Raw genomic sequence first — 26,918 nt, forward strand, 5'->3', positions numbered from 1 at the left:
CGATATAGAGTAAATATGCTTGGTTAATATTGTGCTAATTAAGTTTTTATATTGTGGAATCACGTTCTAAAAAAAACAAAGAGTTATCGCATAAATCCAGCGCTTGCCAACATTTCCATTGTGACCCCACCCTTCGAGGATGATTTTTCTTCTACTTTCATTAAACGTTCTAAATAACGTGCAATAAGGTCAACTTCAATGTTGACGCTATGACCCGCTTGTAAAGCTAATAAAGTGGTTTCTGATGCGGTGTGCGGCACAATCGTTAGTCTGAATCGATGATGATCAACCTCGTTAACGGTCAAGCTTACACCATCAATGGTTATCGAGCCTTTGTGAGCGATATAGCGAGATAATTCTGCAGGGGCTGCCAGCCAAAATTCAATAGCTTGCCCACGTACCAAACGTTGTTCAACGGTGGCGATACCATCAACATGGCCACTAACCATATGTCCGCCCAAACGCGTCGTAGGCATGACCGCTTTTTCCAGGTTTACTTTCTGGCCAACGTTATATTTAGCAAAACCCGTCAATGCGACAGTTTCAGCCGATACGTCTGCGACATAACCATCAGCAAGGCATTGCACCACGGTTAAACAAACACCATTAGTTGCAATGCTGTCGCCCAATTTCACATCAGATAAGTCAAGCTTGCCACTGGCAACCGTAAGACGAATATCATCGCCTTTACGTTCAATCTTTCTCAATGATCCTAGTGCTTCAATAATCCCGGTAAACATATTCACTCACTTGTTATCTTATAAGCCACGCTTAGCATTAACTTATAGACAGAATTGCGTTAGCTTAACTCGCTGGCGAATTAAGATTAAAAATCATGCGTTGATCTGCACCAACCCTGCGCGAATCAACTAATTCTACATCAGGAATCTGTTCCATAGTTTGATAATCATCTAGTTGCATCAAATTACGACCATGGCTACCTAATATTTTCATTGCTTGGTATAAATAAAGATTATCAGCCAAATTATTCTGTATAACACTGCCCGCTAAACAGGCGCCAGCTTCGATCAGAACGGAGTTACACTGTTTACCTAAGTAACTAAATAACGCATGTAAATCGACTCGTCCATCGGCATTTGCGCCAATAGTGATACAACTAACATGATTGTTAAATTCTTGGCTCACTTTAGTCGGATAGTCGACACAAGAAACAAGTAAAATGGGGGTTTCAATACTAAACAACTTAAAGTTGCTAGTAAGCCTTGCTCTGCTGTCGAGCACGACTCTTAAAGGTTGCTTAACATCTTCGAATGATAACTTGTCAGTTAAACATCCCAGCTGTTCATAGCGCACATTGAGTGACGGGTCATCGGCTAATATCGTTTCTACACCGGTAACAAGAGCACAATGACGCGCCCTAAGTTTTTGAACATCAGCTCTAGCTTCAGGCCCTGTAATCCACTTTGATACGCCATTAGATAACGCCGTTTTACCATCAATACTGGCCGCAAGTTTCACAGTAACCTCAGGAAATCCTGTGGTCATCCGCTTCATAAAGCCGATATTTAATTTACTTGCTGATTCAGTCAATAGCCCAACATCAACTTTAATACCAGCAGCTTCAAGCATGCGAATACCATTTCCCGACACTTGCGGGTTAGCGTCCATCTGCGAAACAACCACACGAGCAACGTTAGCTTCAATTAATGCTTTAGCACATGGCGGCGTTCGTCCAAAGTGACTACAAGGCTCAAGAGTGACATAGGCTGTGGCTTTGGGGAGCAGGTGCTGCAATTGACGGGCTTCAACATCTTGTAAAGCATGGATTTCAGCATGAGGGCCGCCTGCTTTGATATGAAAACCTTGCCCAATAATTTTACCATCAACGACCATGACACAACCCACATTTGGATTTGGGCGTGTGGTGTAGCGACCTTTTTCAGCTAAAGAAATCGCAAGGCTCATCATTTCAATATCAAACGTTGACCATTGAGGCATACAGACCTTCTAAAACTCAAAAGCAGTAATGCTAATACATCACTGCTGAAAACAGTTAATAAATTCAGATGACTGCACGATAATGAAAAATGGCAATAAGCAGTCAGAATTTAGCTAGGATTACTTTTGCAGTTTGGCAATAGCTTCACCAAATTGGGAGACATCTTCAAATGCACGATAAACCGATGCAAAACGAATGTAAGCAACCTTATCTAAAATCATCAGTTGGTCCATCATCAGGTTACCGATCATGGCTGAATCAATTTCTCGTTCACCAGTCGCTCGAAGTGTCGATTTGATTTTAGTTAACGCTTGTTCAATTTGATCAATTGAAACTGGGCGTTTTTCAACAGCACGTAACATGCCGCCTCGCAATTTATCTTCATCAAACGGCTGACGAGTGCCATCTTGTTTAATCACTCGAGGCATGACTAACTCAGCGCCTTCAAAAGTGGTAAAACGTTCATGACACTCGGTACATTCCCGACGACGTCTCACTTGATGGCCGTCAGCCACCAATCGTGAATCAATAACCTTCGTATCTGTCGCGCTACAAAATGGGCAATGCATATCCGCTCCTGAAAATAAAAACAAAATGGTCGTAAGTACTGAGTACTTACGACCATTTAAGTTTATCCTATTTACTTTATAAGGTTAACCTTATCGAAAAGATTATCCTGTTTAGTTAAATAGATAATTGGCTATGCCATCAATCTACGATGTCATTAACCGTAAACAGGGAACTTAGCGCATAATTCAAGTACTTGAGCCTTAACACGTTCGATAGTTGCTTCATTAGAAATATCATCTAATACATCACACATCCAGTGAGTTAACTCAATTGATTCAGCTTCAGTGAAACCACGACGTGTGATTGCAGGAGAACCGATACGTAAACCAGAAGTAACAAATGGAGAACGTGGATCATTAGGTACTGAGTTTTTGTTCACAGTGATATTTGCATTGCCTAAAGCAGCATCAGCATCTTTACCCGTCATATCCTTGCTGATTAAATCAAGTAAGAATAAGTGGTTATCAGTTCCACCAGAAACAACGTCATAGCCACGTTCAATGAAGGTTTTCGCCATCACTTTAGCATTAGCAACGACTTGTTCTTGGTAAGTGGTGAACTCTGGGTCTAATGCTTCTTTAAATGCAACCGCTTTAGCAGCGATAACGTGCATTAACGGGCCACCTTGACCACCAGGGAATACTGCTGAGTTAAGCTTTTTGTAAATAGCTTCGTCATTGATAGCTGACAGAATCAAACCACCACGAGGACCTGCAAGTGTTTTATGGGTAGTCGTTGTAACAACGTGTGCATGTGGCAGTGGGTTCGGGTAGATACCCGCAGCCACAAGGCCTGCAACGTGTGCCATATCAACGAATAAGTAAGCACCCACTTTATCAGCGATTTCGCGGAACTTGCCCCAATCAATGATGCCAGAATATGCACTAAAGCCAGCAATAATCATTTTAGGCTTATGTTCAACAGCTAAACGTTCAACTTCTGAGTAATCAATTTTACCCGTCGTTTCGTCAATACCGTATTGAACTGCATTGTATAATTTACCAGAAAAGCTCACGTGTGAACCATGAGTTAAATGACCGCCATGGGCTAAGCTCATACCTAAAACAGTATCGCCACCTTCTAAAAGCGCCATAAATACTGCAGAGTTTGCTTGAGAGCCTGAATGTGGTTGAACGTTAGCGTATGTTGCGCCAAATAATTCTTTTGCACGAGAGATAGCTAATTCTTCAGCAATATCGACATGCTCACAACCGCCGTAATAACGCTTTCCAGGATAACCTTCAGCATACTTATTGGTTAACTGTGAACCTTGTGCTTCAAGAACACGCGGGCTGGTATAGTTTTCTGATGCAATTAACTCGATATGCTCTTCTTGGCGACGAGTTTCATCTTGAATGGCTTGAAACAGTTGAGGATCGTAATCCGCGATATTCATAGCTTTCTTTAGCATTGGTGTCTCCAACATCAGTTCTTATCTATAGGGTTGCGCGGTATTCTACTCTGCTCTGAGTCACAATCCCAGCATTTAGAACATGAAATTATTTGGCAAGTCTCATTAATTAAGCTAATCCATAATTTGAGTTCAAAGAAAAATAAAGTAGAATTATCATCATCATTGGTCACTGAAGAACATTAAAAATGGCTCAATTCGTTTATAGTATGCTGCGGGTAGGAAAGATTGTTCCGCCTAAGAAACAAATCCTCAAAGATATTTCACTGAGTTTTTTCCCTGGCGCCAAAATTGGTGTGCTTGGTTTAAACGGTTCAGGTAAGTCTACCTTGCTTCGTATCATGGCTGGTTTAGATACTGAAATTGAAGGTGAAGCGCGTCCGATGCAAGACCTTAAAATCGGCTATCTTCCTCAAGAACCTAAACTTGATGAATCGCAAACAGTACGTGAAGCGATTGAAGAAGCGGTTAGTGAAGCTAAAAATGCCCTCACCCGTCTTGATGAAGTCTACGCACTTTATGCTGAGCCTGATGCTGACTTTGACGCCTTAGCAAAAGAGCAAGGTCAACTAGAAGCCATCATCCAATCTCAAGATGCCCATAATCTTGAAATGGTATTAGAGCGCGCTGCAAACGCATTACGCCTGCCTGATTGGGATGAAAAAATTGAAGTGCTTTCAGGTGGTGAACGCCGCCGTGTGGCAATATGCCGTCTTCTTTTAGAAAAGCCAGACATGTTGCTGCTTGATGAACCAACCAACCATTTGGATGCAGAATCTGTTGCCTGGCTTGAACGCTTCTTACAAGATTACACTGGCACCGTTGTTGCCATTACCCATGATAGATACTTCTTGGATAATGCAGCAGGTTGGATTTTAGAGCTCGACCGTGGCGAAGGTATTCCATGGGAAGGTAACTACTCTTCATGGCTTGAGCAAAAAGATGCTCGCCTGCAACAAGAATCATCTACTGAAAGCGCACGCCAAAAAACCATTCAAAAAGAATTAGAATGGGTTCGCCAAGGGGCAAAGGGTCGTCAATCTAAAGGCAAGGCACGTATGGCCCGCTTTGAAGAATTGAACACTAATGACTACCAAAAACGAAATGAAACCAATGAATTATTCATTCCACCAGGACCACGTTTAGGCGATAAGGTTATTGAAGTAAATAACCTGACTAAGTCATACGGTGACCGAGTATTAATTGATAATCTCACCTTCGCTGTGCCTAAAGGCGCGATTGTCGGCATTATTGGTGCTAACGGCGCGGGTAAATCGACACTGTTCAAGATGATTTCTGGTGCAGAACAACCAGATTCTGGCAGCATTGAAATCGGTGAATCAGTTCAGATTGCCTCTGTTGAACAGTTCCGTGATTCAATGAATGATAAGAATACTGTCTGGCAAGAAATCTCCGATGGTCAAGACATCATGCGGATCAATAATACTGAAATTCCAAGTCGTGCCTATGTTGGCCGCTTTAATTTCCGTGGTGGCGATCAGCAAAAAATCATTGGCACTCTTTCAGGTGGTGAACGTAATCGTGTTCATTTAGCTAAGCTATTACAAGCTGGCGGCAACGTACTATTACTCGATGAGCCCACCAATGACTTGGATGTTGAAACTTTGCGAGCACTAGAGGAAGCCTTATTAGAATTCCCAGGTTGTGCCATGGTTATTTCTCATGACCGTTGGTTCCTGGATAGAGTGGCAACACACATTCTAGATTACCGCGATGAAGGCCAAGTTAACTTCTATGAAGGTAACTACACTGAATACACTGCCTGGATGAAAGAAAATCTTGGCGCAGAAGCTATTGAGCCACATCGCTTGAAGTACAAACGTATCGCTAAATAATCTTTGAAGCGGTTTTAAGATTATTAATTCGCAAAGTTGATGCCTCTTTATAGAACCTATTTAACTTAGAAAACTCTATAAAGGGGCATTATTGATTTGGTATTCAAACCCCTTTAGAGTGATAAAGACAAGGTATATTCCACCTTCTTTCATGTCCAACGCCCTAAAAATGACAGTATTAAACAATCTTAAATAAGCATTTCACTTTCTATTTTATTTATCTGACTAATACATTCAAAACTGGCAAATAAAATTAATCTGTCAGCAAGTATAGCCATGATCAAATATGACATTTAAGCATTATTAACAGACACTTAATCAACTCCTTGTCAAAATCATCCTAATTCGAAAATTTAACAATGCTAATGCACATCACAAAGCTACTAACTATGTGCAAAAAACACCTCAAAACCAACAATCTATTTGTAAAGACAAATTAACTTAAGTACTATAAAATTATTGACGGATTATTTTACTGTTGACCATTTGCAATAGCACAGATGCTATTCACCAGAAAATTAAATAAAAACGGAGAAATCAGTGAGATATAGTCGAATTACTTTTATGTTTTTATGCTTTTATGCAAGCAGCTCATTTGGTTTAGAGATCATCACAAGTAGTGAAACCAAAGCACTTGAAGAAATTGAGCAAAAGTACAACATTGACAGCTTACTTATTTCTGCAAATGACAAGTTATCGACTCATAAGAAAAAAGAATCTGATTACCACGCATTAAGCGTCGAAATCAAAAGCAAAAAAACTGAATATGACCATGTCATATCAAAGTTGCCAGCCAAAATATTATCTCGCTCAAATATCAGTGCTTATTATGAAGAAATCGAGGCTTTGGTACTTAAAATTGATCGCTTTGAAACTAAATACGATATTGACGGAAAGTCATTACGTCGAGAGTACAAAATGATTATGGCTGAGTACGATACGATTAATAGTAAACGCACAGATAAAGACGAGCAATTGGCCTCGCTTAAAAGTGATATTACTAAGCGTTTAATCGCAGATGTATCAAAACCAGATACTGTTCAATCGGTTGATTTAGACGGTTCGACTTTATGTTCTAAATTTCAATCTATTAACGATTGCCTAAAAGACTCTGAAAATTACATCGTTACCAATACCATTAAAACAGACCCATTTTTGAATGATCGAAGTGTGTTGCTTTCATATGATGTCATTGATGCCAGCATGAACATGAGCGGTAATTTAAACTACAAAATTAAAATGGCATTTAAACCATCTTATAACAGTAAAATCGACTCACTGATTAACGAAAAACTTGGGCTAAAATCAGCGATGATTACCTTAGTCAGTAACGTTGCTGCTGAGTGGTTTATTGATGGGGTAAAAATTGGCACAGGCAAAGAACTTTTCCATGAAGTGCCATTAGGTCAACATGGTATTTTAGCGTCATATCAAACCCATGATAAGTCGAGTGTAGAATTCATCCAAGGTAATGGTGTATTTAATTACAACTTTAATGCTGGAAGTGTTCAAAATGACTTAGTGACTTTACCAGGTAAAGAATCTACAAAACAAACCATGAAGATGAAGCCTAAACAAGCTAGCCAGTCACAAGATAAAGAAAAAAAGAGCCTTCAAGCTAAAGGTTATGAATATTTTATGGGAATAGAAGCCTCTAACAAAGAGCAAGAAAAGAATTTTGATTAGTTCTTTAATCAGTTTTGTAATTAGCTATTAAATTAAACCATAAAAAACCATTTAGTGACTCACTAAGTGGTTTTTTTATTCTCTTCGAAAAATATCAGTCATTACACCCCACAACAATGTTACCACCTCGTTAATTGCCACCTGAATTATTAACGATTAAGAAACGTACGGTAAGTATCATTGTTACTAGCATGTTTCGTTACACTCTTATGGGCATTGCTTTACATTCATTTACGCTTATATGGATAAATTTCATTAAAATAGAACCTAATTCAGCAACGTGTTTTAGAGTCCTTATTATGAAAAAATTGCTTCCCATTCTTATCATTTGTAGCTTGCTCGCTGCCGCTATTGCTTTTAGTGGTATTTCAGCAGCCACTAAAGCGACTCCATCGGCGAAAGGCCAATCAAAAAAGTTAATTCCTGTGGTGACTGGACTGGTTGAACAACATGAACTGTCACAATCATTGTCTTTAATTGGCAAGCTTGATGCTGAGCAATCGGTTTATATCTCTTCGCAGGTTGCCGGAAAAATTAGCCAAATACATATTCAACCAGATCAAGACATTCAGGCTGGCCAAATAATGGTGCAGTTAGATGATACCAAAGCAAAAGCGGCGACTGCTGAAGCTGCAGCTTATCTTGCTGACGAAAAAAGAAAACTTAAAGAATTCCGTAAGCTGATCAAAAGTAATGCAATAACACAAACCGAAATTGATGCACAGCAAGCCAGTGTCGATATCGCAATGGCCAGGCTTTCAGCCTCAGAAGCAGATTTAAACTACCATTCATTGAATGCACCTTTTTCTGGTACCGCCGGTTTAGTTGATTTTAGCCTAGGTAAAATGATTTCGGTTGGCACTGAATTACTGGCTTTTGATGACCTTTCAACCATGAGACTTGATCTACAAGTGCCTGAACATTACTTAGCCATGTTATCTAACGGCATGAAAGTCGAAGCGGTTAGCAGGGCTTGGCCTGATAAGCCGTTTATCGGTGAAATCATTGCCATTGATTCTCGTATCAATCAAGACACACTAAATTTACGCGTAAGAGTAAGATTTGATAATGCTGAGTACTTACTTAAACCGGGCATGATGATGTCAGCTATGCTTAACTTCCCTGCCATCGCAGAGCCTGTAATCCCAGTCCAAGCAATTGAATACTCAGGAACCAAACGATTCGTCTATATCGTTGGCGATGACAATATAGCTAAGCGCACAGAAGTCACTCTTGGCGCTCGAATTGACAATGAAGTCCTTATCTCAAATGGCCTCAGTATCGGAGACAACGTGGTTGTTCAAGGCCTAGTTAACATGCGCGATGGCGTGAGTGTCGATATTTTAGAAACGAAATCAACCACTGGACAGCTAGCAAACGACAGTAAGCTCATCTCATCAGAAATGGAGAAAAGTTAATGTGGCTTTCGGATGTATCAGTTAAACGCCCTGTTGTTGCGATTGTATTAAGTTTGCTACTCGTGGTTTTTGGCGTTGTTTCACTGTCAAAGTTATCAATAAGGGAAATGCCTGATGTAGAAAGCCCTGTCGTGACGGTAATGACCACATATGACGGTGCCTCTGCCACCATCATGGAAAGTCAGATCACCACAACCCTTGAAGATGAACTCACCGGCATTAGCGGTATCGATGAAATAACATCGATTACGCGTAATGGTATGTCGCGTATTACAGTGACTTTTTTACTGGGCTGGAATTTAACTGAAGGAGTCAGTGACGTTCGAGATGCCGTGGCGCGTGCGCAAAGGCGTTTACCCGATGAAGCAAACGATCCAGTGGTATCGAAAGACAATGGTTCCGGCGAGCCCTCTATATATGTCAACTTAAGTTCGACAATTATGGATAGAACACAGCTGACGGATTATTCCCAGCGTGTACTTGAAGACCGATTTAATCTAATTTCTGGTGTCAGTTCTATTTCTATTACTGGCGGCTTATACAAGGTCATGTATGTTCAGCTTAAGCCTGATCTGATGGCCGGACGGAACGTGTCTGCCAGTGATATAGTGGCAACATTAAATGCTGAAAATGTCGAAACACCAGGTGGTGAAGTCCGAAATGACACCACCGTTATGTCAGTGCGTACAGCACGACTGTATAATAACCCTGATGATTTTGATTATCTTGTTGTCCGCACCGCTGACGATGGCACGCCCATTTATTTAAAAGATGTCGCAGATGTATTTATTGGCGCAGAGAATGAAAATTCGACCTTCAAAAGTGACGGTGTTCCTAATATTAGTTTAGGCATCGTTGCCCAGTCAGATGCAAACCCACTTGATGTAGCAAAGCTGGTGCATCAAGAGGTCGACAAAATACAACAGTTCTTGCCTGACGGCACTGCATTAGTGGTTGACTATGATTCAACTATTTTTATCTCGCGCTCTATTGATGAAGTTTATAACACCCTCATTATCACTGCGATTTTAGTGATTTTGGTGTTATACATTTTCATCGGCCAAGTCAGAGCGACCCTTATTCCTGCAGTGACGGTTCCCGTTTCACTTATCGCTGCGTTTATTGCCGCAAACACGTTTGGTTTTTCGATAAACCTGCTCACGCTAATGGCACTGATCCTGTCCATCGGCTTGGTGGTTGATGATGCCATTGTCGTGGTAGAGAATATTTTCCATCATATCGAAAAAGGTGAGCCTCCTCTGCTTGCGGCTTATAAAGGCGCTCGCGAAGTCGGCTTTGCCGTTATCGCAACCACTGCAGTACTCGTGATGGTGTTTTTACCTATTTCCTTCATGGAAGGTATGGTTGGATTACTGTTTACCGAATTCTCAGTCATGCTGGCAGTGTCAGTGTTATTTTCATCCTTAATCGCATTAACCCTAACACCTGTTCTTGGCAGCAAATTACTTAAAGCCAATGTAAAACCAAACCGTTTCAACATATGGGTAGACCAAATATTTGAGCGATTAGAGTCGCGCTATCGAGCTGTGGTATCAAAAGCCGTTAAATATCGATACGGTGCACCTGTCGTGATCATTGCCTGTGTTTTAGGTAGTGGCTGGCTGTTAAATCAAGTCCCTGCTCAATTAGCACCACAAGAAGATCGCGGCGTCGTATTTGCCTTTATTAAGGGCGCAGAAGGCACAAGTTATAACCGTATGGCAGCCAATATGGATATTGTCGAACAACGACTATTGCCTATGTTAGGTGAAGGTGTAATTAAGTCATTTAGTGTTCAGGCGCCAGCTTTTGGCGGTCGCGCTGGCGACCAAACCGGCTTCGTTATCATTCAGCTAGAAGAATGGCAAGACCGAGACATTAATGCGCAACAATCCTTAGGCATTATTGCTAAGGCATTAGCCGGCATTCCCGATGTCATGGTAAGACCGATGCTGCCAGGCTTTAGAGGACAATCGAGTGAACCGGTACAATTTGTTTTAGGCGGTTCAGATTACCAAGAACTGTTCAAATGGTCACAAGCATTACAACTTGAAGCCGATCTAAGCCCCATTCTAGAAGGCGCTGATTTAGATTACGCAGAAACAACACCTGAGTTATTAGTCAGCGTCGATCGCGAACGCGCTGCAGAGCTTGGGATCAGTGTGACAGAAGTCTCTGACACACTTGAAATCATGTTGGGTGGTCGAAGTGAAACCACTTTCATTGAGCGCGGTGAAGAATATGACGTATATTTACGTGGTGATGAAAATAGCTTTAATAGTGTGACCGATCTGAGCCAAATCTATATGCGCACAGATAAAGGTCAACTTATCACCCTAGATACCATTACAAAAATTGATGAAGTCGCGTCAGCGCAAAAACTAAGTCATTTAAATAAACAAAAATCTATAACGTTAAAAGCCAATCTTGGCGCAGGCTACACCTTAGGTGAGGCGTTAGATTTTCTGGACGAGAAAGCCATTGAAATGTTGCCAAGTGATATAAACGTTTCTTATACCGGTGAATCTAAAGATTTTAAAGAGAATCAAAGTAGTGTATTCATCGTATTTGGCTTAGCACTGCTCGTTGCCTACTTGGTTTTGGCGGCACAATTTGAAAGCTTTATTAATCCGTTAGTGGTGATGTTTACCGTACCCATGGGCATATTCGGCGGTTTCTTAGGACTTTATTTAACGGGTCAAGGTCTTAATATTTACAGCCAGATAGGCATGATCATGTTGATTGGTATGGTCACTAAAAATGGTATCTTGATTGTCGAATTTGCTAATCAACTTCGCGACAAAGGCCTTGAAATTGAACAAGCTATTATCGATGCTTCAGCACGTCGTTTAAGACCCATTTTAATGACCGCTTTTACCACGCTTATTGGTGCAATTCCGCTAATTATGTCAACCGGAGCGGGATCAGAAAGTCGAATTGCTGTTGGTACAGTAGTGTTCTTTGGGATGGCATTTGCTACTCTAGTGACCTTATTGGTTATTCCTGCAATGTATCGTCTCATTTCAGGGGCAACACATTCACCAGGATATGTTGAACAACAACTCAATGATGCTATTGAGATGCAAAAACAACAGGCCTAACACTAACAATTGGATGCAGGTGTAAAATGGAAAAAGTTGCTGTTTTTGTCGATGTTCAGAACATTTATTACACCTGTAAACAAGCATTTGGGCGCTCATTCAATTACCGAGCGCTATATAAATTACTTAATCAGCAATATCAGATTGAACACGCAATTGCCTACGCTATCGCCCCTGCTGACGATGGTCAAAGAAAGTTTCAAGATGCACTTAAGCATATAGGTTTTGAGGTCAAACTTAAGCCCTATATTCAACGCAGTGATGGCAGTGCTAAAGGTGACTGGGATGTCGGGATCACCATCGATATTCTCGATATTGGCGAACATGTCGATAAAGTTATATTAATGTCAGGTGACGGAGATTTTGACTTGCTGATTGCCAAAGTGGCGCAAAAGTATGGCTGTAATACGCAGGTTATTAGTGTTGAAACACTTACAGCAAAATCACTGCTAGATGTCACCGCGAGCCATATCCCTATAGGAAACGACTTGCTGCTTTAATTATTGAGCCAGTTCAATTTAAGCAGCTATTGCTCTGATTAGATTTTTAATTAGCTTTATTCATAGCTTCATTTCAATGACATCTTGCTATTGCCAAGGGTTTAAATAAATTCACTTCCACTAAAAAACCAGGAATTGGGACTCTAGTCACTATTCCATATTGGGCAAAATTCCCGCTATGTTGCATAGGTAACAGAAGAATATAGCGCTAGTAACTATAATTCGTCTAATATTGTAAATTATCAGCATAATATTCTGTGTAAAACTGCCTTCATAAAATTCAAAAACTGCCGATAAACTTTCAAGTAAGTAATAAAAATTTACCGCATTATAAACGTCATATAAATATGTAATTTAAATTCATAAATTTAACGCTATAACGAGCAGGAGAATAGATGTTTAATACCATAAAACACCTAATCACTTTGTGTGTTATAGGTTTAAGCACTATATTTTCATCTAATATCTTAGCTGAACAATTCCAGTTAGAAACGCTCACTATCAGTGATGGTCTCCCTTCATCCAGCATTACCACAATGTACCAACAACGTAATGGCTTAATATGGTTTGGCACCGACGCTGGGGCAAGTCGTTATGATGGGGTCAAATTCACCAACTTCCAATTTTCAGTGAACGATGAAACCCATATATCGAATAATTACATCTCCAAAATACATGAAGATTCACAGGGCAATATCTGGATTGCCACTGAAGATGGCCTTAATCAGTTAACCACAGATAATCAGATCATTATTCACAATATGATTTCAACGAATAAAACCATGAGCTCCAGTTGGATATTACAAATATTTGAATCAGACAATGGTGATCTTTGGTTTGGCACGGGATCGGGGATCAGTAAATTTAGTCCGATAACCCAACAATTTACGCCGTTTTTTCTCTATGAAGATGACGAGCCTTATGAAACCTCTGTTAGCGGCATTTTTGCAGATGATGATGATACCATTTGGGCCACTACGGATTTTGGCATTGCCAAAGTAAATCAAGATAACCAAAAGATTGAATTAGTAAATTTTAAACATAAACAAACAAATGATATTTTATCGAAATCACTCGGTTTTGCTTATAAAGCTGAAAATGGCGATGTTTGGATTACCAGTAATAAACAGGGGCTGATTAAATTTAATCCACAAACACTGACTATCGAGGTGTTTAATTTTGATAAAAATAACCCATCAAAACAACAACTATTATCCAATTTAGTTTATGACATCGCGTTTAAAGATAACAACACCTTGTGGGTAGCCCATGATGCAGGCGTAACCAGAATTTTACTCGATACGATGGAGTTTACTCATCTCGCCCACGAAGCATTCAACAACAATTCACTGCCAAGTGATTATATTCCTTTTATCATGGTCGATCATTCTAACGGGGTTTGGTTTGGGACTGGAAATGGTGCTGCGCTTTATTCAAACTTCAAACAAGGTACTAAATTATATCGCCCACATCCCTTTAACTCTGAACTCTCTGGCAGTCTCGTTTATTGGTTCAATTTTGACAACCAGAATAATACCTGGATTACTTCAAATAAAGGCATTGATAGACTTCCATTTAACAACGAAAAAATAGCATTATCCCCCATTGCAAATTTAGAAATAAAAAACACTTACAGCGCCACAAGCGATAAAGACAATAACCTATGGATTGCCGGTGATAATGGGTTATCGCAATATAATATTGATACTGGTGATTTAAAGCATTTCAGTAATGGCGAGAATAATCCAAGCGGATTTCCTAACAGTGAATTTTACCTCGCCGTTCCTGACGATCAAGGCAATGTATGGATTAATGGTTACTTTGATGTAGGCTTAATACAATTTAATCCTCAAAAAGGCATTATAAAACACCTTTTAACAGATAATGATAATCTTTATAGGGCTGGTGGTAACTTCACGTTTGATCAACAATTCATCCATAATGGTGAACTGTGGATGGCCACAACTAATGCTATTTTTCGTGTCAATCCTGACACTTATGAAGTTAAGCATTTCCCCCTTGGAAACGAGGCTCAAAATGTCCGTACCGTTAAAATATATCAAGATGAGAACAATATAATATGGGTTGCTACCCAGGGCTTAGGTCTCGCAAAAATAGAAATGGGGGAGCGCTGGGCAGATCCAATTAGTATTGAATATATAACCAAAGAAGACGGTTTGACTTCTAATACATTAAAGGGGGTCACAGGCGATGGCAAAGGCAATTTATGGATAACATCACAATCAAAATTCGCCAAAATGGACACCGCCACCAATAAAATTGTGCAATACCCCAGTGCCATTAATCAAATTGACAGCTCCTTTACTGATGCCGCTATCGCTTTCAAAGATGATGTCTTATTTTTAGGTACCAATAACGGTGCATTTAGAATCGATACCAATAAAATTATCAGTAATAGATTCCAGCCGGAAGTACTCATCACCTCGGCATTAATTGCTAATCAAGAATATATTGGCCTGAACAACAACCAGCAAAAATCGGCATTAACGCTCGATTATGAACAAAATAATGTTCACTTTTCTTTTGCATCATTGGATTTTAGTGCCCCTCGAAAAAATCAATATAGATACATGCTAGAAGGATTTGATAACGATTGGGTTTATATTGGCAATAACACCTCCGCTTCTTATACCAATTTACACGTAGGTACATACAGGTTCATAGTCCAGGGGAGCAATAGCGATGGCCACTGGAGTCCCCATAATGCAACATTCAGCTTTAAGATAAATCAAGCATGGTGGTATTACGCTATCGCAAGCCTTATCGTCATCTGTGTACTCTTGATGTTCTTATTTTTGTTAACCCGGTATCAAAAAATCACCGAACTGAGCAAACGTGCTAACTACGATGTGCTGACAGGTTTATCTAATCGTTTCCGTTTTAATAGCAAACTTGAACTCATCGTCAATCAAAAAGAAGATCGCGCTGCAGTGGTTTTTATTGATCTGGATTACTTTAAGGAAGTAAACGACTCTATGGGTCATGATGTTGGTGACGAACTCATTATCCAGGTGAGTAAACGTTTAAAATCAAACCTTAAAAATAAGGATTTACTGGCTCGTTTGGGCGGTGATGAATTCGCCATTATCATTAGTGAACCGGGTGAATTATCTCAACTGGTCAATATCATTGAACGCATTCGATTAACCATCAATACCGGTTATCAAATAAAAGAGCACTGGATAACGAGTTCAGCCAGTATCGGAGTCGCGTGCTTTCCTGAAGATGGCGAAGACTCTAAAACACTCCTTAAACATGCCGATACAGCAATGTATGCAGCAAAACATGCAGGACGCAATGGCGCCTACTTTTTTAATGAGTCATTATCTATCGCACTGCAAGCAAAAATAACCATCAGGCAACAATTGCAGCTCGCACTCATCAATGATGAATTTGAAGTATTTTATCAACCTAAGGTTTGCCTAAATAGCGGTAAAATTAGTTCTTTTGAAGCGTTACTGCGTTGGTTTCACCCTACAGAAGGAATGATCCCACCGGCTCGTTTTATACCCGAAGCCGAAAGTAATGGCCAAATCATTGAAATTGGTTATTGGGTGCTAAAACAGACCTGCATCACAGCACAACAATGGCATATACAAGGGTTATTAGCGGGTAATATTTCCGTTAACATATCCCCTGTACAATTGTCGCAACCTGATATTTGCGAGCAAATTAAGGCTATTTTAGACGACACGGGCTTCCCCGCTGAAAAACTAGAACTAGAAATCACTGAATCGTTATTAATTGAAAACTTTGAAACTGCTGAGAAAGTACTTAATCAGTTGAATGAACTCAATATCCGCATCAGTTTAGATGATTTTGGTAAGGGATATTCATCGTTAAATTATCTGACTCATTTTCCTTTAAGCACCTTAAAAATCGATAAAGGCTTTATTGATAATTTCTTAGATAATAAAGCGGCACGCTGCGTATTAAAAAATATTATTAATCTCGGCAATGATTTAGAAATGCAAATTGTTGCAGAAGGTATAGAAACGGAATTACAGCTAATGAAGCTAATTCAGTATCAATGCCATGTTGGCCAAGGCTATATTTTTAGCCCTGCTGTTAATAAAGACACTGCATACCAAATGTTAACTGGAACAATAAAACTATTACCACAATCAATGAAGAACAAAGTCAGCTAGCTGACGAATACAATACCAACCCATTATTTTATTAAATATCAGAATCTTAAAAAAAACCGCAACTCAAATGCATTTTAGTATAACGGCTTTAACACCTGCTAACGCAATACCTGACAACCCATTAGGCTAAGTATTTTCCAAGTTTAATTGGCTATTTATAATCCATCAAATGAGCGATAATAACTGTCAGTTTGTCACCCTGATGCTCCGCAGTGAGTCAAAAAGAGCCAAGAATGAGCCAAAAAATAATTGAATATAGCCCAACCTTTAACTTTCCTGTGCAAATTTATTACGAAGATACTGACTTTTCAGGGGTTGTATACCACCCAAACTTTTTGAAGTATTTCGAGCGCGCCAGAGAGCATGTTATAGGCGCTGATGTGCTTCATAGTTTATGGCAGGTGCAGCAGGTGGGTTTTGCGGTATATCGCACTGATATGCTCTGTCATGACGGAGTGGAGTTTGCAGATATTATTGATGTGAGAACTAAGTATTACTTTGAAAGTAAATACCGAACAGTATGGCTACAGGAAATTTGGCGCCCAAATGCTAAAAAGCCAGCAGTGACAGCCACCATTGAAATGGTGTGTATGAATCAGCAAAGACAAATGGCACCCATGCCTGTCGAACTGATAAAGCAACTCCAGGCTGAATTTAGCAAGGCTGAATTTAGCAAGGCTTAATTATAGAAGGTTAGTTCAAGAGGGTTAGTTATAGAAGCTTGCTAACAAAAGTTTAGTTTTACAGAGCTTTACTTACAGGGAGTAAAATGACAGAGAGCTAACTCGAAGATGTTTAAGCCAGCTTAGTGCTGTAGGTTAACTCAGAGAGACGTGTCTCAAATTCTTTAGCTAAAAGGGGTTTACTAAAATATTCCCCTTGAATAGTATCGGTACCGAATTCGATTAAGGTATCAAACACATCTTTAGTTTCTACCCCTTCCACAGTGACATCAAAACCTAAGTTTTTTGCTAAATCGATACTGGTTTTAACAATTTGGTTAGCTTGAACATCACAGTTAAAATCATCTAAAAATGCTTTATCAATTTTGACTTCATCTATGGGCAGATGGCGTAAATAAGCCAAAGAAGAATGACCAGTACCAAAATCATCAATAGCAATGGTGACGCCAATATTGCGTAATGCTTTCAATGTTTCAATGGTGCCAGCTAAATCCATCATCAAGGCACTTTCAGTGATTTCAATCATCAAGTTTTTGGCTGGTACTTTATATTGGGTCAGCTTGTTGCTTATATCGATAGGTAAATGTGGATTATCTAAGTCTTTTGTAGAGAGATTCACGGCTATTTTGATATTGAGCCCTTGCTGAAGCCATATGACCTGTTGCTGTAATACTTGATCTAAGGCCCATTCACTTATTTGCTCAATCATTCCCGTATGTTCAGCTAAAGGAATAAACTCAGTAGGAGAAATATCTCCTAAGGTGTCGTGCTTCCAACGGATCAATGCTTCTACTTGATGACAAGCGCCAGTGACAATATCAAGCTTAGGTTGATAGACCATTGATAGCTGATTGTTTTTTAATCCTTTGGGTAAACTGCTAATAATCAACAACTCTCTATATTGCGCTTTATCGTCATCTTGGTTGTAAAAAGCAATGGAGTTGGGTGTTAATTTGGCCTTTTTAAGGGCTAAATCTAACCTTCTTAACATCAGGCTGACATCAGCATGGTGTTCATTTAAGGCTAAAATGCCTAATTGAACTTTAATACTGATAGGTGTTGTTTCAATATCGAAAGGTTTTTGCAAATGCTGTTTGATGTTATTGAGTTCAGTATTAGAAACACTTTCAGGGTAGAAAAGTAAAAACTCATTACCGTTCATTCTTGATACAAAAGCAGGCGGATTTTTTAATTTTTTGATGCGAACAGCAAAATATTGCAACAGCAAGTCACCAAATACAAAGCCAAAAAGATCATTCACAAACCGAAACTGTTGAATATCCACAAGCACTAACATACCTTTTGTCGCCGGCATTTTGGCGAACATCTTTCTTTTAAATCCGACTCGATTGGATAAACCAGTCAATTTATCCCGATCAACACTGCTTGGGATATTTTTCTGCAACAGATTGAGGTTATGTATAAGCGGCTTAAATGCACGAGGCGTGTGCTTAAATGCTAAAGGAGAATGAGTGTTGTTATTTAATTCTAAGGTTTGAGTCAGCTCAGTAATAAACCGACCTTGCTGGAAATAGCCTCCGATCACTATGCCCAGAAGCAATACCAAACCGATGAACAATATGATGATAACTTCATAACTAAACATTCAGTATTACTCCTCGGTTAATGGTTCGATTGTTTTACAATTTATAGATTGCTCGGCCTAGCTGACAGCATTTAATGCCAGTTATTGATAGCTTTGTTTAATGGAATGATAAACATCCATAAACTCATCACTTTCTAAATCTTCAGGGGTGACCGGTAAGCCACGCAAAGCAAAAAACTCTAATCGCTCTTCCAGTTCTGGACCCGCTCGAAGCTCTCCAGAATAATAAGCAGCTGAACGAATGAAATCCAAGTAAGTGACTTTATCTGAGACATAGTGCAAATCAGCCCAACGCTCAACCACTTCCATCACTTCAGGAGCAAAATCCCATGTTTTTAAAATGGCTCGGCCTATCGCGCCCTGCATTTTACGGACTAAACCGCGCAGTTGATCAATACTACTAAATGCGTCAGGGTTTAACTCGGCTTCAGAAAGTACTGGTAATGCACCAATATTGTGAACTAAACCTGCTAACGTTAATGTTTCAGGATCCAACTTTTTACTCGGATTACGCTTGTTATAAATGGCCAGAAATGCACCAGATGCTGCAGTGACTTCAATAGAGGTTTGCCAAACTTCATCCATCACTTCCCAAACCATTTCATTAGTTGAAATAAACAACTGCTCTAAGGCAACGGAAGTCACAATTGATTTAATTTGCACTAAGCCAATACGATTAACTGCGGCAGTAATGTTCTCAGCCTTGTTTCCACGGCTGTATAATGCGCTATTTGCGACCTTGATAATTCGAGCTGAAATAGCAGCGTCTTGGCCAATAATTTCACCGACTTGTTTTAAGCTAGTATCAGGTTGAGAAACGACTTCTTGCACCCTCATAGCAACTTCAGGCAATGTTGGCAGTACTAACGAATCATCTTTAAGCTTTTTAAGTAAGCCCACTAGAAGTTGGTGTTCAGTGGTCATCAATTCCGCCTGTTATTTTATTATTATTGCTTTGTAAAAATATTATATCAGTTATGTCACTTATTTGAATAAAGAAAAAGAACGAAAAAGCGATAAAACAAATAAATTTAATTAGAGATGATTAAATTAGACAAAGACCACAATCACAGAGGAATTATTTGCAATTCGCAGCCATACTTAAGTAAAATGCCGCCCCCCGCGCTGCGTGCGATTTTCCACCAAATTGAGAATGATTATGTTTAGACCAGAGCTATTGTCTCCAGCAGGAACCCTTAAAAATATGCGTTACGCATTTGCCTACGGTGCAGACGCGGTATACGCAGGTCAACCTCGCTATAGCTTACGTGTCAGAAATAATGACTTTAAAATGGAAAACCTCGCGATGGGGATCCAGGAAGCGCATGCCCTTAATAAAAAATTGTATGTGGTCAGTAACATTGCACCGCACAATGCCAAGTTAAAAACCTATATCCGCGACATGGAACCTGTTGTCGCAATGAAGCCTGACGCAATCATTATGTCAGACCCAGGTCTTATCATGATGGTAAGAGAAGCCTTTCCCGATCAAATAGTGCATTTGTCTGTTCAAGCCAATGCGATTAACTGGGCATCTGTGAAGTTTTGGCAGCAACAAGGCATTAAACGGGTCATTTTATCTCGCGAATTATCATTAGATGAAATTGAAGAAATTCGTCAGCAATGTCCCGATATCGAATTAGAAGTCTTTGTTCACGGCGCTTTGTGTATGGCTTATTCTGGCCGTTGTTTACTATCAGGTTATATCAATAAGCGCGACCCTAACCAAGGTACCTGCACAAACTCATGTCGCTGGAAATACGATGTGCATGAAGCCAAGCAAACTGAAACTGGCGATATCATTGCTGTAAACCCTCAAGGCCTTGTTGATCAACACGGTGTACAGATGGAAACCCCACCAACATTAGGGGCTGGTCAGCCATCAAACGAAGTGGTGTTACTACAAGAACCCGGTCGCCCAGGTGAATATATGCCAGCTTATGAAGATGAGCATGGTACTTACATTATGAACTCAAAAGATTTACGTGCCATTCAACATGTTGAACGTTTAGCTAAAATGGGCGTTGATTCTTTAAAAATTGAAGGTCGTACTAAATCATTTTATTACGTAGCGAGAACAGCTCAATTATACCGCCAAGCTATTGAAGACGCTGTTGCGGGTAATGATTTTGACCGCACACTTATGCATAACCTTGAAGGTCTAGCACATCGTGGTTATACCGAAGGTTTCTTACGTCGTCACGTACATGATGAATATCAAAACTATGATTACGGTTACTCAATCAGTGATACTCAGCAATTCGTAGGTGAGTTTACCGGTAAACGTAATGAAGCTGGTGCAGCTGAAATAGACGTTAAAAATAAATTTTCTGTCGGTGATAGCGTTGAATTAATGACACCCCAAGGCAATATCACCTTAACCATATCAGAACTGGTTAACCGTAAAGGAGAATCTGTTGAGGCTGGACTAGGTTCAGGTCACTTTGTATTTTTAAAGGTTCCTGCTGAAGTTGAACTGGATAAAGCGATTTTGATGCGTAACTTGCCACAAGGGCAAGATAGCCGTAACCCTCATAAGCCTGCAGAGTAAATACATGGCATTATTAATTGACGATAGCTGTATCAACTGCGACATGTGTGAGCCAGAATGCCCAAATGAAGCTATTACTATGGGCGAAGAGATCTACGAAATAGATCCTGCATTATGTACAGAATGTGTGGGTCATTATGCCAAACCGACCTGTGTGTCAGTTTGCCCTATTGATTGTATTGACCCAGACCCTAAGCACGCAGAAACGCCTGAAGAGTTGCAATATAAATATGAAGTCATTACGGGTAAAGCATAGATTGGTTTATTGAACAAACCTGAATCGAATAAAATAAAAAAGGCGCCTATAAAATATAGTAGCGCCTTTTTTAATACCTGCAATTATAACCTCAATGCAAACGATTATGCTGTTGCTGCATTTTGCTCATTTGAATAAGTCTGCAATGTTTGTAATGTAATCGCTAACTTCTCAATACTGGCTTTCATCGCGACAGGTAAAGCATCAAGTTCAATACCCAGCAATAAGTTTTTCACTTCAAGGCCGAGTTCGGTATCGCCTTCAATACGCAACTTTCGTTGAAAAAATAACGTGTCAGGATCTTCTTTAGCCGCAGCAACTAATAATAGTTCAGGTACATTAGCAGTAAAGGTCACATCTGCTTGTGTTAATGGTCGAAGTAACAGTTGTTTATCAAAGCTAATTTCGAAGCTTAGGCCGATGTCCTGGACGCAAATAGCAACCCATTTCCCTTTCAGAAAATCGAGTTCACCAAATTTAATTTGCTCACTTAACGAAAGCGATAACATTTTAGCCAGAATATCTAGCTTCACCTTTTCAGGTACCACTGAAAGTGATTGCGTGGCAACTTTAGGGGCTAAATTTAATAAGTTTTTAGCAAGCTTTCCTGAAAAACCAAGAGACATGATACTCCTACACTGACTAGATTGGGATTTAAGCTAGTTTACTCACATTTTATCAATTGAAACCTGTTTTAAATCAAACCATGTGACGTCATTCAACTTTACACTCCCTTTCAATAGCAATTTGAGAGAGAGAATATGGAACTCTTGTGCCCAGCAGGAAATTTAGCTTCATTAAAAGCCGCTTTTAGAGCCGGTGCGGATGCGGTTTACCTCGGTTTGAAAGATGATACTAATGCCCGTTCATTTGCAGGTTTAAATTTCACGCCAGAACAATTAAAACAAGCAACGAAACTTGCACATTCTCAAGGTAGAAAGGTATTTTTAACCCTAAATACCTACCCAAAACCAGGCGAAGAAAGTCGCTGGTATCAGGCAATTGATCTTGCAGCGCAATTGCAAATGGATGCATTAATTACCGCCGATATTTCATTACTGCATTACGCTAACACCCGCTACCCTCACTTGCCCTTGCACCTTTCTGTTCAAGCAAGTGCGACCAACCAAGCGGCACTCGATTTTTATCATCAGAATTTTAATATTGAACGCGCTGTACTACCCAGAGTGTTATCAATGAAGCAAGTGCGCGACCTAGCAAAATGCAGCGCGGTGGAATTAGAAGTTTTTGCCTTTGGCAGTTTGTGCATCATGGCTGAAGGACGCTGTCATTTATCATCCTATGTCACTGGTCAATCACCGAATACAGGCGGCTCTTGTTCACCCGCTAAACACGTTAGATGGCAAGAAGAAGGCAATCAATGCCTAACTAGACTCAATGAGGTGTTAATTGATACCACTGGCATGAATGAACAACTCGGTTACCCGGTCGTTTGTAAAGGTCGCTACATTGCCGAGGATGAAGCTAAAGCCGATTACTTACTTGAATCCCCCACCAGCTTAAACACATTAAGTTTATTACCACAGCTTGCTCAAGCCGGTATTAAATCGTTGAAGATTGAAGGCCGTCAACGCAGCCCAGCTTATGTAGAACAAGTCACTCGAGTTTGGCGAGAAGCCATTGATAGCTATCAAAACAATCCTGATGCATTTAAAGAGCAAGCCAGATGGAATGACACTTTAGCAAAAGTCTCTGAAGGGCAAGTCACCACATTGGGAGCATATGAACGTCAATGGCAATAAATAATATGAAAATATCGTTAGGGGCTATCAACTACTGCTGGGATAAAGCAACGGTAGAGCAATTTTATGATAAAGCAGCGCAAAGCCAAGTTGATACCGTATATTTGGGCGAAACCGTTTGCAGCAGACGCCGCATCATCAAGTTTCAAGATTATTTAACTTTTGCCAAAACACTGAAACAGTCAGGTAAAAATGTGGTGTTATCTACAATGGCATTGATTGAGGCTCAATCAGAACTGACCGAGCTAAAAAAGTATATTGATAATGGCGATTTCATTATTGAAGCCAATGATATGGCAGCAGTGCAATTGGCAAAAGAAGCCAAGTTACCTTTTATCTGCGGTCCAACAATCAATAACTACAATCGAGCAAGTTTAGATATTTTACATAAAATGGGGATGCAGCGTTTTGTGATGCCATTTGAGCTTTCAAAGACTTGGCTAGAGACTGTTATTGGCGAAAAAAAGCCTGGATTTGAGATTGAAATCATGGGTCATGGATACATTCCCCTTGCCCATTCAGCACGCTGTTTTACCGCAAAACACTTTAATTTAAGTAAAGATAATTGCGAAACAATCTGCCAAAAACATCCAAAAGGTATTCTAGCGCAAACCCAAGAAAATCAAAATTTACTGAGATTGAATGGCATTCAAACTCAGTCAGCCTCTTTTGCTGATTTGTCGTCTGAAATAACACATATGAATGATATGGGAGTCGATTACTTCAGGGTGTCCCCTAGCCATATTGATTGTGTTGAATTAGCGAATGGGTTAGTGAACAAAATATCAGATCCGCACCATAACTCAGCTAACGAAAACGCTGAAAAAGCAGACGTTAACTCATGTAATGGTTACTGGTTTGGCGAAGCTGGACTGATTAAACGTTAGGGATGAGCGCCATCAACTTGTCGGTGGGGTAAAAAATACCACCGGCATAAGCTCAACATCCATAACCAGGTTGTCATAATGCTCGACCAGAACAATATTGATAACCACCATGTGTGCGGCTTTGGCGATTGAGACACTATCGCTTGAAATAGTAAGCCTTCAGAGAGTGGGTTTTCACCCAAGCTATCTCCCCAAAATGGTCGAGTTAGAATAGCGCCGTGGATTATAACCATCAAACAAGCAAAAATCAGCGGCACCCAATATTTTTCATGTCTAAAGAAAATAGCTTCTATAATCCCAAGTAAGCCACTAATTAAACCAAAATATATGAAAATTGAAACGGCTTTAATATGCAGGTGATAAACGTTGAGTGGGAATAAGCCTGAAGCAGCAAGTGCAAGAAAAGTCACGATAAGAGATAGCCAGAAAAAGTAGCCTGTAATAGTACGGCTCATTTGCAGGCCAAATAAAGCACTCATAGTGAGACTTAAGCTACCAAAAAATAGTCCGCCATTGATAAGCAATGCAGAAGAAGATTTATTATAAGTACCTAACTCACTAATAGAGAACTGAAGCAAACTATAGTTATCATTGCTTTTAAGGTGCTCAATTACCACAGATAACCCAATCCCAAGCGCAAGGCCCAGCAGGCCTAACAAACCAAAGAGGTAGGCTAATCTAGCAATTTTTTCAGTTTTGCTTTTAATCACTACGTATAAAATTCCTTATAAATGCTGCTCTATCATACTCAATCGTGATGGATAAAACCGCAATCAACATCTAATGTTTTGCACTCAGTTTACTAAAAGTTATCGTTGTGATCTAAACAGTAGGCTACAATTTATTAATATTGAACCCACAAACCTCCTAACAAGTGAATAATCACAAAATAACTGCGATGCAACATACTGATTACAAACAAATTAATACGTGCATTTAGTAATGAACACGATACAATATAGATACGCAAAATAAGTTCATAACTATTCGCCTAAGTGAATAGTTTTACTTAAGCTAGATAAGCAGGTAACCTTGCCCCGCTTAAAATTTCTCTGAATGGACATTCAATATTTTCCCCAGTGGACGGTTTGATTCAATCAACCATAATTATTTGGTCAATTGGTAAGGCATATAAAAAGTGACTCAAGAAAAACAAAAACACAACATAAAAACAATACTTACCTTTATCATTCCGTCACTTATCGGTTTGTTATTATTCATGACCCCCATCAGCTACGATGGTGCTATTACAATTCCGATTGCAATTGTATCTAAGTTTGTCCAAAACCAGTTTGTCGATGTACTGCCGTTAATCGTGACATGTATTGTCGTATTCATGGCAATCATATCCGTAATGGCTAGGCTGTTCAGTCCCAAATTAGTTCGCGAAAGCCCATTTCTAAACACGTTATTAAATGTATCTCCGTTTTGGTTAGTCGTGCGTATTATCGGTGCGGTATTTATCGTATTAACTTACTTAGAAATAGGCTCAGAAGTTATCTATTCTGCTGATACGGGGGCGCTCGTTCTTAATGATTTATTACCGGTATTATTTTCGGTGTTCATCTTTGCAGGCATGTTGCTCCCTCTATTACTCAACTTCGGATTACTCGAATTTTTTGGCACCTTGTTAACTAAGTTAATGCGCCCGATCTTCAATCTTCCTGGCAGAAGTGCTATCGACTGTATGGCATCATGGTTAGGAGATGGCAGTGTTGGTATCTTAATGACCAATAAACAGTACGAAACGCGTTTATACACTGAAAGAGAAGCAGCTGTAATCGGTACCACATTTTCTGCGGTATCAATTACTTTTAGTTTGGTGGTTATTTCTCAGGTGCAGCTTGAACATTTATTCGTGCCATTTTACTTAACCGTCTGTCTTGCAGGTTTTGTTGCTGCGATTATTGTCCCTAAACTACCTCCTCTTTCATGGAAAAAAGATTTATATATTGATAACACGCCGCGTCATCCTGATGATGAAATGATCCCAAAAGGGCATGGCGTTATGTCATGGGGTTTCGAGCAAGCTATCAATAAAGCCTCCCGTGCCGGTGGCGTTAAACATGTATTAACTGAAGGCGTTAAAAATGTCGTGGATATGGTGTTTGGGATTATTCCTGTCGTCATGGCGATAGGAACTATTGCTTTGATACTGGCTGAGAACACACCTATTTTTGATTACTTAGGTATGCCATTTATTCCTTTGCTTGAACTACTACAAATACCAGAAGCTGATGTTGCATCGACAACAATTGTTGTTGGATTTGCCGATATGTTTTTACCTTCAATTTTAGCCAGTTCAATTGAATCTGATTTAACCCGCTTTGTAATTGCAGCGCTTTCTGTGACGCAATTAATCTATATGAGTGAAGTTGGCGCATTACTTATTGGTAGTAAAATCCCGGTCAACTTCTTTGAGTTATTCGTGGTATTTATACTGCGTACCCTAGTGACCCTGCCTGTTATCGCATTGTGTGGTCATCTACTCGTTTAAAGCA

Annotated in this window: 20 protein-coding genes; 12 read left to right on the forward strand and 8 right to left on the reverse strand. The window is 39.8% G+C overall.

Annotated features, from left to right (window positions below; translation table 11 throughout):
- Positions 1 to 83: 83 nt before the first annotated feature.
- The 4 genes from FPK91_RS08280 to glyA form a co-directional block, all read right to left on the reverse strand.
- Positions 84 to 740 (reverse strand): riboflavin synthase, encoded by a 657-nt coding sequence (locus FPK91_RS08280; RefSeq protein ID WP_144210360.1) that lies wholly within the window; start codon positions 738 to 740, stop codon positions 84 to 86.
- Between the two features lie 64 nt (positions 741 to 804).
- The gene (gene ribD, locus FPK91_RS08285) at positions 805 to 1,959 is read right to left on the reverse strand and encodes a bifunctional diaminohydroxyphosphoribosylaminopyrimidine deaminase/5-amino-6-(5-phosphoribosylamino)uracil reductase RibD (RefSeq protein WP_144210362.1); all 1,155 of its coding nucleotides are present in this window, start codon (positions 1,957 to 1,959) and stop codon (positions 805 to 807) included.
- Positions 1,960 to 2,079: 120 nt separating this feature from the next.
- Entirely contained in the window at positions 2,080 to 2,529 is a 450-nt protein-coding gene (gene nrdR / locus FPK91_RS08290; protein WP_144210364.1) for a transcriptional regulator NrdR, read from the reverse strand.
- A gap of 155 nt (positions 2,530 to 2,684) precedes the next feature.
- Positions 2,685 to 3,941: a serine hydroxymethyltransferase gene (glyA, locus tag FPK91_RS08295; RefSeq protein ID WP_144210366.1), complete on the reverse strand. Its 1,257-nt coding sequence runs from the start codon at positions 3,939 to 3,941 to the stop codon at positions 2,685 to 2,687.
- A 188-nt stretch (positions 3,942 to 4,129) separates the two neighbouring features.
- Here glyA and ettA point away from each other — a divergent pair, with 188 nt between their 5' ends.
- The 7 genes from ettA (at position 4,130) to FPK91_RS08330 (ending at position 17,354) form a co-directional block, all read left to right on the forward strand.
- Positions 4,130 to 5,797 carry an energy-dependent translational throttle protein EttA gene (ettA, locus tag FPK91_RS08300; RefSeq protein ID WP_144210368.1) on the forward strand — a complete coding sequence of 556 codons (1,668 nt, stop codon included), beginning with the start codon at positions 4,130 to 4,132 and terminating at the stop codon, positions 5,795 to 5,797.
- Positions 5,798 to 6,337: 540 nt separating this feature from the next.
- Positions 6,338 to 7,483, forward strand: a complete 1,146-nt coding sequence (locus FPK91_RS08305) for a hypothetical protein (protein ID WP_144210370.1) — start codon at positions 6,338 to 6,340, stop codon at positions 7,481 to 7,483.
- Between the two features lie 299 nt (positions 7,484 to 7,782).
- Positions 7,783 to 8,901, forward strand: coding sequence for an efflux RND transporter periplasmic adaptor subunit (locus FPK91_RS08310; RefSeq protein WP_144210372.1), 1,119 nt, complete (start codon positions 7,783 to 7,785; stop codon positions 8,899 to 8,901).
- A complete protein-coding gene (locus tag FPK91_RS08315) occupies positions 8,901 to 12,002 on the forward strand; it encodes a multidrug efflux RND transporter permease subunit (RefSeq protein WP_144210374.1) in 3,102 nt (1,033 codons plus the stop codon). The genes FPK91_RS08310 and FPK91_RS08315 overlap by 1 nt, the downstream gene beginning before the upstream one ends.
- A gap of 26 nt (positions 12,003 to 12,028) precedes the next feature.
- Positions 12,029 to 12,502: a LabA-like NYN domain-containing protein gene (locus FPK91_RS08320; RefSeq protein WP_144210376.1), complete on the forward strand. Its 474-nt coding sequence runs from the start codon at positions 12,029 to 12,031 to the stop codon at positions 12,500 to 12,502.
- A 395-nt stretch (positions 12,503 to 12,897) separates the two neighbouring features.
- A complete protein-coding gene (locus FPK91_RS08325) occupies positions 12,898 to 16,671 on the forward strand; it encodes an EAL domain-containing protein (RefSeq protein WP_144210378.1) in 3,774 nt (1,257 codons plus the stop codon).
- Between the two features lie 233 nt (positions 16,672 to 16,904).
- On the forward strand, positions 16,905 to 17,354 hold the full coding sequence (locus tag FPK91_RS08330) for a thioesterase family protein (RefSeq protein ID WP_405127346.1): 450 nt from the start codon (positions 16,905 to 16,907) through the stop codon (positions 17,352 to 17,354).
- A gap of 112 nt (positions 17,355 to 17,466) precedes the next feature.
- Here FPK91_RS08330 and FPK91_RS08335 read toward each other — a convergent pair whose 3' ends face one another.
- Positions 17,467 to 18,960, reverse strand: coding sequence for a putative bifunctional diguanylate cyclase/phosphodiesterase (locus tag FPK91_RS08335; protein ID WP_144210380.1), 1,494 nt, complete (start codon positions 18,958 to 18,960; stop codon positions 17,467 to 17,469).
- A gap of 81 nt (positions 18,961 to 19,041) precedes the next feature.
- Positions 19,042 to 19,884: an HDOD domain-containing protein gene (locus FPK91_RS08340; RefSeq protein WP_144210382.1), complete on the reverse strand. Its 843-nt coding sequence runs from the start codon at positions 19,882 to 19,884 to the stop codon at positions 19,042 to 19,044.
- Positions 19,885 to 20,119: 235 nt separating this feature from the next.
- On the opposite strand from FPK91_RS08340, the gene trhP reads away from it, so the two are divergent.
- Both trhP and FPK91_RS08350 read left to right on the forward strand, forming a co-directional pair.
- Positions 20,120 to 21,511: a prephenate-dependent tRNA uridine(34) hydroxylase TrhP gene (trhP, locus tag FPK91_RS08345; RefSeq protein ID WP_144210384.1), complete on the forward strand. Its 1,392-nt coding sequence runs from the start codon at positions 20,120 to 20,122 to the stop codon at positions 21,509 to 21,511.
- A gap of 4 nt (positions 21,512 to 21,515) precedes the next feature.
- Positions 21,516 to 21,767: a YfhL family 4Fe-4S dicluster ferredoxin gene (locus FPK91_RS08350; RefSeq protein WP_144210386.1), complete on the forward strand. Its 252-nt coding sequence runs from the start codon at positions 21,516 to 21,518 to the stop codon at positions 21,765 to 21,767.
- A gap of 104 nt (positions 21,768 to 21,871) precedes the next feature.
- Here the strand turns inward: FPK91_RS08350 and ubiT are convergent, their stop codons facing one another.
- A complete protein-coding gene (gene ubiT / locus FPK91_RS08355) occupies positions 21,872 to 22,393 on the reverse strand; it encodes a ubiquinone anaerobic biosynthesis accessory factor UbiT (protein WP_144210388.1) in 522 nt (173 codons plus the stop codon).
- Positions 22,394 to 22,528: 135 nt separating this feature from the next.
- On the opposite strand from ubiT, the gene ubiU reads away from it, so the two are divergent.
- Together ubiU and FPK91_RS08365 are read left to right on the forward strand one after the other, a co-directional pair.
- Positions 22,529 to 23,530: a ubiquinone anaerobic biosynthesis protein UbiU gene (gene ubiU, locus FPK91_RS08360; protein ID WP_144210390.1), complete on the forward strand. Its 1,002-nt coding sequence runs from the start codon at positions 22,529 to 22,531 to the stop codon at positions 23,528 to 23,530.
- 5 nt (positions 23,531 to 23,535) lie between these two features.
- Positions 23,536 to 24,417: a U32 family peptidase gene (locus FPK91_RS08365; protein WP_144210392.1), complete on the forward strand. Its 882-nt coding sequence runs from the start codon at positions 23,536 to 23,538 to the stop codon at positions 24,415 to 24,417.
- Here the strand turns inward: FPK91_RS08365 and FPK91_RS08370 are convergent.
- On the reverse strand, positions 24,414 to 25,127 hold the full coding sequence (locus FPK91_RS08370) for a hypothetical protein (RefSeq protein WP_144210394.1): 714 nt from the start codon (positions 25,125 to 25,127) through the stop codon (positions 24,414 to 24,416). The two genes, FPK91_RS08365 and FPK91_RS08370, sit on opposite strands and share 4 nt — an antisense overlap.
- Positions 25,128 to 25,636: 509 nt before the next feature.
- On the opposite strand from FPK91_RS08370, the gene FPK91_RS08375 reads away from it, so the two are divergent.
- Positions 25,637 to 26,914, forward strand: a complete 1,278-nt coding sequence (locus tag FPK91_RS08375) for a YjiH family protein (RefSeq protein ID WP_144214269.1) — start codon at positions 25,637 to 25,639, stop codon at positions 26,912 to 26,914.
- Positions 26,915 to 26,918 lie beyond the last annotated feature (4 nt).

Origin of the sequence: Shewanella donghaensis (assembly GCF_007567505.1) — a bacterium.
Classification (GTDB): Bacteria; Pseudomonadota; Gammaproteobacteria; order Enterobacterales; family Shewanellaceae; genus Shewanella; species Shewanella donghaensis.